Raw genomic sequence first — 12,424 nt, forward strand, 5'->3', positions numbered from 1 at the left:
CCGAACCTGCAGCAATTTATCCAAAATGTGAAAGGAGATGCATCGTACATGGCGCTGGAAAAGGTTTTGGACGATATTGAGCGTGAGGGTGAGCTGAGGGGGAGGCTTGAGGGTAGGCTTGAAGGAAAGATTGAAGGAAAGATTGAAGGAAAGATTGAAGGCGAGATGGAGGGTGAGCTGAAGGGAAAGGAACAAGTTGCGAGGCGCATGATTGCGGAGCGGTTGGATTCCGATTTGATCTCCCGAGTAACCGGCTTCTCTCTGGATAAGATCGATCAATTACGTGCAGAGGGAAACGGTGGAACAAAATAAATGGATAACGCCCTTGACTCGGCAACCGATCAAGGGCGTTTGTTCTAATGTGAAAGGAGATGCATCGTACATGGCGCTGGAAAAAGTTTTGGACGATATTGAGCGTGAGGGTGAGCTTAGGGGGAGGCTTGAGGGAAAGATTGAAGGAAAGCTTGAGGGAAAGATTGAAGGCGAGATGGAGGGTGAGCTGAAGGGCAAAGAACAAGTTGCAATGCGGATGATTGAGGAGCAGTTGGACGCTGATCTGATTTCCCGAGTAACCGGCTTCTCTCTGGATAAAATCGATCAATTGCGTGCGCGCGGAAACGTTGAAACAGAATAAACGATAACGCCCTTGATCTCGACATTCAATCAAGGGCGTTATTTTATGCTTCGGTTGGATAGCCAAGCTTGACCGATACGGCCATCGCAGCTTCGCGAACATCTTCAATGATGGAGGGAAGCTGGTCTTCCTTGAATCGATGCATAGCGCCAGACAAGCTGATCGCGCCGGCCGGTTTGCCATATAGGTTAAAGACCGGCGCAGCTACGCAGCGAGCGCCTTCTACGATTTCCTCGTCATCAATCGCATAGCCTTGTTCGCGTATTCGTTCCAGCTCTGCCTGTAACGCCTCCGGCGTGCTGATCGTACGAGGAGTGATAGCGGGGAGGCCGCAGCTCATCGCAAGCCCGCGAACTTCCTCCCATTGCATATGAGCGGTTATGGCTTTGCCCATAGCCGTAGCGTGAAAGGGGGAGCGGGAACCGATGGAATCCGTCATGCGCAGCGCGTGTATGCTGTCGATAATTTCCACATACAGCACTGTTTCTCCGAGCAGAACGCCTAGATTTACCGTGTCGCCGTAACGCTCGGACAGCTTTTTCATTTCTAGCCATGCTGCCGATCGCAGCGTATTGCGCTCAAGCAAATTGCGAGTCAGCATCAACTGCTTGTATCCGAGACAGTACTTTCCATCCTCGTCGCTGCGACTGATGAACCCGCGACTCTCCAATGTCAGGACGATGCGGTAGGTGGACGACTTCGGTTGATCGAGCAGCTCGGTCAGCTCAATTAAGCTAAGCGATCCGTTTTTGGCCAGCAGCTCAATTAAATCAAGCGCCTTGTCAATGGATTGGATCTTATATCGTGCGTTGCTCTCTACCGGTTCATTTCCCACTACCGATTCCTCCATCTATACAGGTGATCCTATAATTTTGCCAAAACCCGATCCATCGCTTCTATAGTAGCTGTAACTTCGTTTTCTCCGTGAACGGCCGAGACGTACCATAAACCGCTCGGGCGGACGAGAACGCCTTCTTCCAGCATCAGCTCGGCGAAACGGCTGTACTTGGCGGCATCGCGCTTGTTAAACGTCGCGAAGTCTTCCACCTTCGTCTCGGCGGTAAACATCATATGGAAGACAGGGCCTGCTTGATTGACTAGGCCGGGAATCTGATGTTTCTTCAGCAAGGCACGAATGCCTTGTACAAGCTGGTCGGCGGTATGCTCCATTTGAATATAGGCGCAGCCGTTGTCTTTGCCAAGCTCGCGAAGCGTAGCCAGAGCTGCCGAGGTTGCGGCGAAATTGCCGTTTAACGTGCCAAGGTGGCTGACGGTTCCGTTCTCGATGAGAGCCATCAGCTCGCGTTTGCCGGCAACGGCGCTGATCGCAAATCCGCCGCCCATCGCTTTGCCGACAGTGACAAGATCCGGCTTCAAGCCCATCTTGCCGTGTGCGCCTCCAAGGCCCAGCCGGAATCCGGTGATGACTTCATCCATGATCATAACAATGCCATATTGCTCCGTCAACTCTCGTATACGCTCCAGATATCCGGGTTTAGGAGAGATACAGCCGTTATTGCACATGATCGGCTCGGTAATGACGGCCGCGATCTGGTCTTTCTCCCGAAGCAGCGTCGCTTCCAGTGCCTCCAAGTCGTTCCAAGGGAGCATTATAATATCCTGCAAGCTGTTTTCGCTTTGACCGTTCGTTCCTGGGGGCGCAATGTTGTCGGAAGCCGAACCGACAGCGGCTTGCTTCATATCCGCGCTTGGGAACGACGTGAAGATGGCATCGGACCAGCCATGGAAGTGCCCGTGGAAGCGGATGACTTTGGATTTGCCTGTATAGGCTCTGGATAAGCGCAGGGCCAGCATGACCGCTTCCGTACCGGACCCGCTGAGCGCCACGCGATCGGCGCAGGGGAGAATTTCGGTCAGCAGCTTCGCCAGTTCGATCTCGCCGCTATGCTGAAGCCCGTAAGTAACGCCGCGCTTCAGCGCGTGGCTCATTCCCTCCGCCAGAGAAGGGTGCGCGTGACCGAGGATGAGGGGGCCGTAGGCGAGCAAATAATCGATGTATTCATTGCCGTCAACATCCCGAATACGCGGACCGTAGCCCGACTCTACGAATAAAGGTGTCGGTTTCATAGCGGCGCGGAGCGATGAGGCCACTCCACCCGCTAAATATTGTTTGGAATCGGCCAAGAGCTGCTTGGATTTTTCTATGGATAAGGTCATGATAAATGCCTCCTGATTAGTTGATTTCGGATACCATCCGATTGGTTAAAGCGCCTAATTTTTCGATTTCAATCGTGACGACATCGCCTTCCTTCAGCCATACCTGTCTGTCCTCCGGATAACCGAGAATGACGCCTTCCGGTGTGCCGGTCAGGATGATATCGCCTGGAACAAGGGTCATATGCTGGGAAATATAGCTGACAATCTCGTCGCAGCGGAAAATCATATCGGAGGTATGGGAATTTTGCCGGACTTCCCCATTAACGAAGCAGCGGATAGCCAAATCGTTGGGATCGCCAACTTCTTCCGCAGTAACCAGATAGGGCCCGAGAGGGCTAAAGCCGTCGCATGATTTGCCCAGCAACCACTGCTGCGTGCGCATTTGCAGATCGCGGGCGGACAAGTCGTTGACGCAGCAATAACCGAACACGTAATCCAAAGCCTGCTCTCTGTCCACATATTTAGCTTCTTTGCCGACGACAATGACGAGTTCGGCTTCGTAGTCGACTTTAGAGGTCACTTTCGAAGGCAAGGCAACATCTTCCCGATGGCCGGCCAACGTGTTGTTGAATTTGTTGAACAGGATGGGGTACTGAGGAAGAGGCATATTCGTTTCCTCGGCATGCCGCTTGTAATTGAGCCCGACGCAGATGATTTTATTAGGAGCCGTTACGCAAGGTCCGAGAATCAAGTCCTCTTCGCGAAGCAGGAAAGCAGCCCGATCCGCGTAGGCAAGAGAGTGCTCGACTAGCGCCTTCAACTGCGCAACGGCCTTTTCACCACCCTCAATCACCTCCATGACCGTAGTTGGAAGAGCGGATGGCTGTGCGGAGACCGTTTCGTTTGCTTTTGACACGTGCAGAACGCCTTGAGGGGTCACTATGCCCAAATTGGATTTGCCGTTTTGCTCGAAGGTTAACAGTTTCATGTACAGCCGCCTCTCGGGGAGAAAATATTTATGTTTCACTTATTGAAACTATGGTTTCATTCAATGTATCATAGGCAAGAGAAGTTGTAAATTGTCTTCTACAAAGTGGAGAGATTGTGTTGCATTAAAGGAGAAAGAAATGCAAGCGCAGAAGGTGTTAGGGGACAGAGCGGAGGAGAGAGCGAGATGAAATTGCGGAACAAAGTGGCTTTGGTAACGGGCGGGGCGACCGGTATCGGCAAAGCGGTCTGTCTGGCCTATGCTGCGGAAGGCGCCAAGGTGGTCGTCAACTACTGGAATACGCCGGAGGAGGCGGAGCAGGTCAGGGCAACCATCGTCGCAGCCGGAGGAGAAGCGATCGTTCAGCAGGCCGACGTATCTAATGCGGCTGAGGTTGAACGGATGATTCAGGAGATTGGCGAAGTCTGGGGCGGCGTCGATATTGTCGTTAACAATGCCGGCATCTATCCCAACAAAACCTGGTACGAAATTACCGAGGAAGAATGGGATCGGGTCATGAACGTGAACCTGAAATCCTGCTTTCTGATTTCGAAGGCGGTTTTTCCTCATATGAAGGAGCGGAAGTACGGTAAGATCATCAATGTCAGCTCAGTAACTTTCTTGAGAGGGCAGAAGGGGTTCGTCCACTATGTCGCCTCCAAGGGCGGTATCGTCGGGTTTACGCGTGCGATGGCGAGAGAGGTCGGCGAAAACGGTATTACGGTTAACGCTATATCGCCCGGTGCGGTAATGACGGAGCAGGAGTTGCTCACCTACACCGAGGAGCATCTGAAGGAATCGGCCGATTATTTAGCGAAGGAGCAATGCTTTTCTCGCCGCCAGCTTCCGGCGGACATGATCGGAGGGTTCGTATTTCTCGCTTCGCCCGACAGCGATTTTATTACCGGCCAGTTGCTGAATATCGACGGCGGTTGGGCGATGCACTGAGTATTTCAAACCGGTTTCTTCCCAAGCATTCCGTCATGGCTGAACTTTGCTGGGCCTAGCGGGACGTGCTAATATAGATCGACAAATAAGCCGTGGCGAATGAGGTGGATTTCTATGGATGAAAAGCGTATCCAATCGGAAGCAATCACGAAAGCGAGTCTGCTTCAAGATCTGAAGAATCTGAATATTGATCCGTCCGGAACGCTTCTGGTGCATTCCTCCATGAAAAGCATCGGTCAAGTGGAGGGCGGACCGGATGCGGTGCTGGATGCCATATCCGAATACATGCGCGACGGCTTGCTCGTCCTGCCGACACATACCTGGGCTTATATGAAGGAAAACGTCGACTTTCATGTAGCGGAGACACCGTCATGCGTGGGTGTGTTGACGGAGCTTTTTCGTAAGCGGCCGGGTGTCGTGCGATCCTTGCATCCTACGCATTCCGTAGCGGCATTAGGGCGCGATGCGGCTGAATTCGTATCCGGCGACGAACGGTACGATACGCCTTGCGCACGCGGCTCAGCCTGGGGGAAGCTGCTGGATCTCCGGGCGGAGATTTTGTTGATCGGCGTAGATTTGACTAAAAACACATTCATACACGGCATTGAGGAGTGGCTGAACATTCCCGGCAGACTATCCGAACAGCCGACGCAGCTCTATGCGATAAAGCCCGATGGAACGAGGATTTCCGCTCCGGTTCGGGCACATACGGCACCGGTATGGGATCACTATTCGAAGGTAGACGATATTTTGACGGACAAGGGAGCGATGCGCAAAGGGCGCTTCGGCCAAGCGGATGCGCGCGTGTGCGATACGGCGCGGATGACGGAGCTGCTCAGCGCCATGCTGCGTATCGAACCCGATCTTTTTCTGGACGGCACTGCGATCCAACCTCAGAGGTTTCCCGGCATTTTGTGATTTTGAATAAATAATAAAAAAGCGCTTGACCCTGACGGATTTCCCGTGATATTATATTAAACGTTGACGCCAATCAACATGCAACAAATGCGGTCGTGGCGGAATTGGCAGACGCGCACGGTTCAGGTCCGTGTGGGCTAATACCCCGTGGAGGTTCGAGTCCTCTCGACCGCACCATCTAATTAATGACAGGCTTCTGATCTGCTATTTCTTGCAGAGCAGAAGCTTTTTTATTTTCTTTTTGCTCATTGCTGTCTAGAAGTGAAAAAACAGGAATCCCGTTATAGGACCCTGTTTTTTTATCATATTTTTACCCTAACTTCCATATAGCTGACCGCAAGCTGCATCAATGTCAGTTCCGAATTGAGTTCGCACAGTGACTTTGATTCCCTTTGAATTTAAGATACTGACAAACTTTTGAACCCGATCATTGTCCGATTGATGATAGCTTTCAGGCGTCACGACGGTTGAATTGTACGGGATCAAATTGACGTGATATAAATGCTCCCAAGGACCTCTCTGCTTCAACAAAGCGGCAATGGCTTCCGCATGCTCATTTGAATCGTTTTCTCCCCGAAGCAATATATACGCAATATACACTTTTCTACCCGTATCGCGAATATGCTGATCCAGCTTGTTCAACACATCCTGAAGCGGAAAGCGATTGTTAATGGGCATTAGCTCGCTCCGCTGTTCGTCGAATGGAGAGTGCAGCGAAAAGGTCAGGTTAACCTGCGGAAATTCCTTGGTCAGACGGTCGATCCCCGGCAAAATTCCGATGGTGGAAACTGTAATTCTCCGATACCCCAAGCCGAAGGTTCGTGGATCTGTTAGAATCGTAAGCGCGTTGAAGATATTAGGATTGGCTAGCGCCTCTCCCATACCCATAAACGAAACGCTATCCAAGGCTTGACCCTTCAAATGGAAGTATAACAATTGATCGGTAATTTCATCGGCGGTTAGATTTCGTTTCAGTCCGATTGTTCCTGTAGCACAGAAGCGACAACCATATCCGCATCCGCACTGGCTGGAGATGCAATATGATTTCCAACCCCGCTCATAGCGGAGTTGAACTGCTTCTATGCGTTCCCCGTCTTCAATGGAAAAAAGCACTTTATTCACTTGGCGGGATGTCTTCTGCGCCACAGGAGTCAAGCTCAGGACGCGTTCGCCAAGGTTCTTAATTAATTCGCTTCTAATAGCTTTGGGGAGTATAGTCATTTTGTCATATTCGCCAATTTTTTGCTTGAAGATTGCTTCCGCAATTTGTTGGAACCGATAAGCGGGCTGTTTTAATTCAGTCAATATTTGTTGAATCATTTCGTATCTCGAAGTTGATTTCATTTTTTTCTCCTCTTGAGCCGGAGAAAACCCGCGATGCTTGCTGCTTAGTCGCTACGTGCATCTATCGATAGATGGATAATGCTCCGGCATCCGTTTATTTGGATCGTGAACCGCACCAACGGATAATGAACGGTTCACATGAACATTTACAATTTCTAACATCTGTTTCAGCCTCCTAATAGAAAATAAGGAAAAATAAAGAGCTACAAGAAAGTTACCTTTCTTGTAGCTCAAACTAAAATCTAACCCGATTCACGGATTGGATATTATTATTTTGAGTGACGAGAATAAGTAACTTTCTTGCTTAACAAAGAATAAAACAAGATTTGTTTTATCATTCGTAAAAAGCAAGAAATATTACATAGTCCCCATCATCTCCCTAGATTAAGTACTAAAATTGTAGCATAGCCGATTTCACATTTCAAATGTGCGAATGACCTATGGAGGCTGTCCCATGAGCCAATCAAGTTGCTCTGAAAGATAATCGATGATAAAGGTTCAAGGGGGATGTACCTCTCTCCGACGCTATACGCTCCTGAAATTTGAATGGGTAAAACCATTGCAAAGTCATTTCAGGAGCGTATGAGGCGTCTTCGGGAGGTCATACCCCTCTCTTTGTCTATTTCCACTTATACAGGTAATTGTATAGTCGCTGTTATAGCACTTTTTCTCCGACATCATTAAAAAATTGATATATCCCGGAAATCAAAACTTTATCCTTTTGATATACGATTGTCCACGGTAAGCTAGAAGCATCAGCTAGCTGACAGTTCCGGCCGGAACATCAATTGAAACTAAGGGAGGCAAATCGATGTCTGGAAAACGGATTGTCGCTGGAATCGTCAGTCTGATCATGTTCGCGGCTGTAATAGGCTGTTCGACATCTGAAAAGTCAGGCAACGCTAGCACCGCGGGAAACCAGAATACGGGCCAAGGGCAGTCGGCAGCGACGGATTCCAAAAAGAATGAGCAGGTATACATCTATGCGAATGCGGGAAATCTTGCACTTGCATCTACGCTAAGCAAGAAGGAAGATTTGGAGATGGTTCATAAGGAAATATTAGACCGGTCCGGATTCGAAGTAGAGGCGAATATTCCGCCCAAAGGTCAAGAAGCGGAAAAGTTAAACCTATTGCTTGCTTCTAATGAGCCGATTGATATTTTCGTCGGAAGTATAGGCGCATTCAGAGACAATGGCGCAATCCAGCCTCTTAATGATTTGTTGGACAAATATGGATCGCACATCAGAGAGCTATGGCCGAAAGAATGGGCAAGCGCTTGGGATGCGGTTACGGATAAGGAAGGAAAAATATGGGCGATTCCGCAGGTGCCCCAATTAGCGGAGAAAACGATATTTCTTAGGTCGGATTGGTTAGCGAAGCTGAATTTAACGATGCCCAAGACGATTGAGGAATATGAGACGGTATTGAAGGCGTTAAAAGAAAAGGACCCGGCGGGTGCAGGCCAGACGATCCCCATTGTCACCAATATGACAGGCCTGAATTTGGCTTTATCGGCAGGTTTCATGGATGTAGGCTACGGTCCCTGGATGGATCAGGACGGAAAAGTTAAACCGCCGGAAGTTAATCCGGGATATAAAGACTTCATTGCCAAAATGGCCGAGTGGTACCAAAAGGGATATATCTATAAGGAAACCTTCACCTTAAATACGGAAAGAACACGCGAATTAATCAAGCAGAACAGGGTAGGCTCCGCCATTATTCATTATTCGGTTGTGACGAACATCCAATCCGACCTTCAACAGAAAACACCGGAGGCCTTATATGAAGTTGCCGGAGAGCTCAAAGGTCCCAAAGGCAATATTACAACGATGTCCGGTTTGTCGCCGTATGGCTGGATGCTGAACAAAAAATCGAAAAACCCGGAAGCGGCGATTAAATTCATCGATTGGATTCATTCCGACATCGAGAACTATTTGTTGATCATGTACGGAATAAAGGATAAGCACTGGAAATATACCGATGAGGCCAATCATGTCTTCGAGCGCCTTAATCAGGATTATGCCGGAGAGTACCTGACGGCCAGTACATTTGCTTACACGGTACAATTTGCACCGTCGGATCCTGCGAGCAAACCGGAATATGACTTTCTGGGCAAGTACAGCGGCGATACGAGCAGGGTGAAAAATCCGGCCACGGCGGATGTCGACTATTTGTATGACCAGCAGGAGATATCCGACAAGCTGCCTCATATCGAAGATATTAATCGCATGATTGAGGAGGAAGTGGTCAAATTTATTATGGGGGCGAGACCCATGAGTGACTACGACAAATTTGTCCAGGAATTGTATTCGGCAGGATTGGACAAATGGATCGAGGTCATGACTGAGCAGTATAACAAAGTAAAAGCGGCGATGAAATGAGAAGATCCATCCCGTCGCTGATTCATCGATATAAATTGTATTATTTTCTGATTGCACCCGGGATTATCTATTACCTTATATTTCATTATATCCCGCTGTATGGCGTTGTCATTGCCTTCAAAGATGTATCGCCATTCGACGGGGTTAAAGAAATATTAACAAGTGAATGGGTGGGGTTGAAGCACTTCCGGAACTTCACCAATTCCTATTACTTCTGGGATATTATGCGGAACACCTTGTTGATTAGTCTATACCGGCTGATCTTCGGCTTCCCTGCGCCGATTCTGTTGGCAATTTTACTGAATGAAGCAAAGAACATTTTGTTTCAAAGAGTTGTGCAAACGGTTTCATATTTGCCGCATTTTATTTCTATGGTCATTGTTGCCGGTTTGCTGACGACTTTCCTGACGACAGACGGCGGCATTGTGAATACCCTGTTGCAGCAGATGGGTCTTAAACAAATTTTTTTCCTGGGCGATGCGAATTATTTCCGTTCGGTGCTTGTGATTTCGGGCATCTGGAAGGAGGTCGGTTGGGGGACGATCATCTATCTTGCAGCGATCGCGGGAATCGACGCTCATTTGTACGAGGCTGCGAAGCTTGATGGCGCAGGGCGGATGAGACAAATCTGGCATGTCACTCTGCCGGGGATGTCATTCATTATTACGCTGCTTCTTATTCTTTCTATCGGTGGGCTGCTGGATGCGGGTTTTGAACAGATTTTTCTGCTGTATTCCCCATCCGTGTTTAAGGTAGCCGATATTATCGATACTTATGTTTACCGTAAGGGGCTCGTTGATTTGCAGTATTCCTATGCTGCGGCCGTTAATCTATTCAAATCCTTAATCGCGGTGATCCTCTTGCTTGGCGCAAACTACTTGGCCAAGAAATACAAACAGGAAGGCATATGGTAGAGGTGAAGTAAGATGAACCAGCAACGCCAACGCCGCAATATGGGTGAGACAACATTCCAGATCGTGAATTACAGCTTTTTGACCTTGATTTCATTATCTTTTATCATTCCGTTTCTCGTTGTGCTTGCCACTTCGTTTGTCAGTGAGAACGAGCTGATCGCCAGAGGGAACTTTATTCTCATACCGAGGGACCTGGACTTCACAGCCTATAACCTGCTATTGAGCAAAGGTTCATTGATCTACAACGCTTACGGGATCACCTTCCTGAGGGTACTGATCGGTACATTGCTCAATCTGGCGTTTACGGCCATGATGGCTTACGGGCTGGCACGAAGGGATCTGCCGGGCAGGAACGGATTGATTACGCTCGTATTTATCACAATGCTTATCGGGGGCGGACTCGTCCCCAATTATTTACTCATGAAAAGCATACATTTGCTAAACACGTTCTGGGTAATGATCATTCCTGGATTAATCAGTTCGTGGAATTTAATTATTATGAGGAATTTCTTTATGCAAATTCCCGTGGAGCTTGAAGAATCGGCGATCATTGACGGCGCTTCGCCGCTCGGCGTCCTCGTGCGGATTGTTTTTCCGTTAAGCTTGCCCACGTTCGCCACGATCGGGCTTTTCTATGCAGTAGGTCACTGGAATGCTTGGTTTGATGCAGCTATCTACATTAATAATACCCAAATGCATCCACTGCAGCTGATTCTGAGGCAGGTTGTACTTTCGATGACCTCGGAAGAAATAAATACAACGATGACAGCAGGGATGATGGAAAGGCCAACAGCGCAAAGCTTGAAAGCGGCGGCAATCATTGCTACAACCGTACCTATTTTGTTTGTTTATCCTTTTTTACAAAAGTACTTTGTGAAGGGTGTACTGACAGGTTCAATAAAGGGTTAACACTAGATTGCTAACGATAGGATCGGAACATTTCAAAATGGAGGGAACGACATGAATAAGCTTGGGGATATCGTGTTAGAGCTTGGGCCATCCGAAGGGAATCCGCGCAATAGCGAGGGAGCTTTTATCGAGCTTAAGGACGGCAGACTGTTGCTTGTGTACAGCCGTTTTCTTGGGGATTCCCCAGAGGATTATGCCTATGCAGTCATTGCTAAGCGTTATTCGGCTGACCGGGGAAACACCTGGACCGATGACGAAGTGATTGCCAGGCCGGAGGAATATGACGCGATTAATCTGATGAGCGTGAGTTTATTGCGGTTAGGAAATGGCGATATCGGAATGTTCTATGGCGTTCGTCAGGGCTGGCATGATTTGCGTTTCTTTCTCAGACGTTCGGCGGATGAAGGCGAGTCGTGGAGCGAGGCTGTCTGTTGTATGCCGGGTCCGGGGTATTTCAATGTAAATAACGACAGAGTGATCCGTTTGCAGGGCGGAAGACTGGTGATTCCCGCCAGCTACTTCAGAATGCGCGGGGAAAGCACGGTGGATTTGAGTTCATGGGATCCTCGGGCGATGCTGTTCTTTTACTTATCCGATGACGACGGGGTGACTTGGAGAGAATCCAGTTCGTTCTATACATTGCCTTACTCTAGATCAGGCTCGGGTTTGGACGAACCGGGCGTCATCGAGCTTGCAGACGGGACATTATGGGCATGGTGCAGAACGGATATGGGGTATCAATACGAGACCTTTTCCATGGACCGGGGAGAGACATGGAGCGTGCCCGTACCTTCCATCTTTACTTCACCCAACTCTCCACTCTCGATGAAGCGCATTCCTGGCTCCAACGATTTGCTTGCTGTATGGAATCCGATCCCTGATTATCAGACACGCGTTTATGAACGGCATACGGCAGGGAGATTTCCGTTGATCGGAGCGATAAGCAAGGATGAAGGCAAAACATGGGGACATTTCTTTTCTGCCGAAACGGATGAAAGCAGCGGTTATTGTTATGTTTCCATTCACTTTGTCGATGATTCCGTCTTACTGGCTTACTGTGCCGGCAACAGACAAGAAAGGAGCTGCCTCCGCAGGCTGAGAGTAAGCCGAATCAAAATATCGGATATTCTGTCGCAACCTTAGACAAGCGTGAATGCAACAGGAGCTTGTTGTGTGAGGCTCCTGTTTTTCTTGCAATATAGACAGTCGAAATATCGCAGGGTATGCTGACGAAAAGAGAGGTCAACGACTCGGCAAAGGAAAAGGAG

Annotated in this window: 11 protein-coding genes, 1 tRNA gene and 1 pseudogene; 9 read left to right on the forward strand and 4 right to left on the reverse strand. The window is 48.9% G+C overall.

What is annotated here, in order from left to right; genetic code table 11:
* Together DFP98_RS37150 and DFP98_RS37155 are read left to right on the forward strand one after the other, a co-directional pair.
* Positions 1 to 312 (forward strand): annotated as a pseudogene (locus DFP98_RS37150) (hypothetical protein); the annotation flags it as partial.
* Positions 313 to 382: 70 nt separating this feature from the next.
* Positions 383 to 634, forward strand: a complete 252-nt coding sequence (locus DFP98_RS37155; protein WP_181918170.1) for an RpnC/YadD family protein — start codon at positions 383 to 385, stop codon at positions 632 to 634.
* A 43-nt stretch (positions 635 to 677) separates the two neighbouring features.
* Here the strand turns inward: DFP98_RS37155 and DFP98_RS37160 are convergent, their stop codons facing one another.
* From DFP98_RS37160 to DFP98_RS37170, 3 genes are read right to left on the reverse strand one after another with little or no spacing between them, the layout of a single operon-like run.
* Positions 678 to 1,469 (reverse strand): IclR family transcriptional regulator, encoded by a 792-nt coding sequence (locus DFP98_RS37160; protein WP_181918171.1) that lies wholly within the window; start codon positions 1,467 to 1,469, stop codon positions 678 to 680.
* Between the two features lie 29 nt (positions 1,470 to 1,498).
* Positions 1,499 to 2,812: an aspartate aminotransferase family protein gene (locus DFP98_RS37165; protein WP_116065698.1), complete on the reverse strand. Its 1,314-nt coding sequence runs from the start codon at positions 2,810 to 2,812 to the stop codon at positions 1,499 to 1,501.
* 16 nt (positions 2,813 to 2,828) lie between these two features.
* Positions 2,829 to 3,740: a fumarylacetoacetate hydrolase family protein gene (locus DFP98_RS37170; RefSeq protein ID WP_116065699.1), complete on the reverse strand. Its 912-nt coding sequence runs from the start codon at positions 3,738 to 3,740 to the stop codon at positions 2,829 to 2,831.
* 186 nt (positions 3,741 to 3,926) lie between these two features.
* Here DFP98_RS37170 and DFP98_RS37175 point away from each other — a divergent pair, with 186 nt between their 5' ends.
* From DFP98_RS37175 to DFP98_RS37185, 3 genes are all read left to right on the forward strand, one after another.
* On the forward strand, positions 3,927 to 4,688 hold the full coding sequence (locus DFP98_RS37175) for an SDR family NAD(P)-dependent oxidoreductase (RefSeq protein WP_116065700.1): 762 nt from the start codon (positions 3,927 to 3,929) through the stop codon (positions 4,686 to 4,688).
* 114 nt (positions 4,689 to 4,802) lie between these two features.
* Positions 4,803 to 5,606: an AAC(3) family N-acetyltransferase gene (locus tag DFP98_RS37180; protein ID WP_116065701.1), complete on the forward strand. Its 804-nt coding sequence runs from the start codon at positions 4,803 to 4,805 to the stop codon at positions 5,604 to 5,606.
* Between the two features lie 89 nt (positions 5,607 to 5,695).
* A tRNA-Leu gene (locus tag DFP98_RS37185) sits at positions 5,696 to 5,783 on the forward strand.
* 138 nt (positions 5,784 to 5,921) lie between these two features.
* Here the strand turns inward: DFP98_RS37185 and DFP98_RS37190 are convergent.
* Entirely contained in the window at positions 5,922 to 6,950 is a 1,029-nt protein-coding gene (locus DFP98_RS37190) for a Cfr family 23S rRNA (adenine(2503)-C(8))-methyltransferase (RefSeq protein WP_116065702.1), read from the reverse strand.
* A gap of 811 nt (positions 6,951 to 7,761) precedes the next feature.
* On the opposite strand from DFP98_RS37190, the gene DFP98_RS37195 reads away from it, so the two are divergent.
* Genes DFP98_RS37195 through DFP98_RS37210 form a run of 4 tightly spaced genes read left to right on the forward strand, consistent with a single transcriptional unit; the run spans position 7,762 to position 12,299 of the window.
* Positions 7,762 to 9,333 carry an extracellular solute-binding protein gene (locus DFP98_RS37195; protein ID WP_116065703.1) on the forward strand — a complete coding sequence of 524 codons (1,572 nt, stop codon included), beginning with the start codon at positions 7,762 to 7,764 and terminating at the stop codon, positions 9,331 to 9,333.
* The gene (locus DFP98_RS37200; protein ID WP_116065704.1) at positions 9,330 to 10,247 is read left to right on the forward strand and encodes an ABC transporter permease; all 918 of its coding nucleotides are present in this window, start codon (positions 9,330 to 9,332) and stop codon (positions 10,245 to 10,247) included. The genes DFP98_RS37195 and DFP98_RS37200 overlap by 4 nt, the downstream gene beginning before the upstream one ends.
* 12 nt (positions 10,248 to 10,259) lie before the next feature.
* On the forward strand, positions 10,260 to 11,156 hold the full coding sequence (locus tag DFP98_RS37205; RefSeq protein ID WP_246017140.1) for a carbohydrate ABC transporter permease: 897 nt from the start codon (positions 10,260 to 10,262) through the stop codon (positions 11,154 to 11,156).
* 51 nt (positions 11,157 to 11,207) lie between these two features.
* Positions 11,208 to 12,299, forward strand: a complete 1,092-nt coding sequence (locus tag DFP98_RS37210) for a sialidase family protein (RefSeq protein WP_116065705.1) — start codon at positions 11,208 to 11,210, stop codon at positions 12,297 to 12,299.
* Positions 12,300 to 12,424 lie beyond the last annotated feature (125 nt).

Source organism: Cohnella phaseoli (genome assembly GCF_003386235.1).
Taxonomy (GTDB): domain Bacteria; phylum Bacillota; class Bacilli; order Paenibacillales; family Paenibacillaceae; genus Cohnella; species Cohnella phaseoli.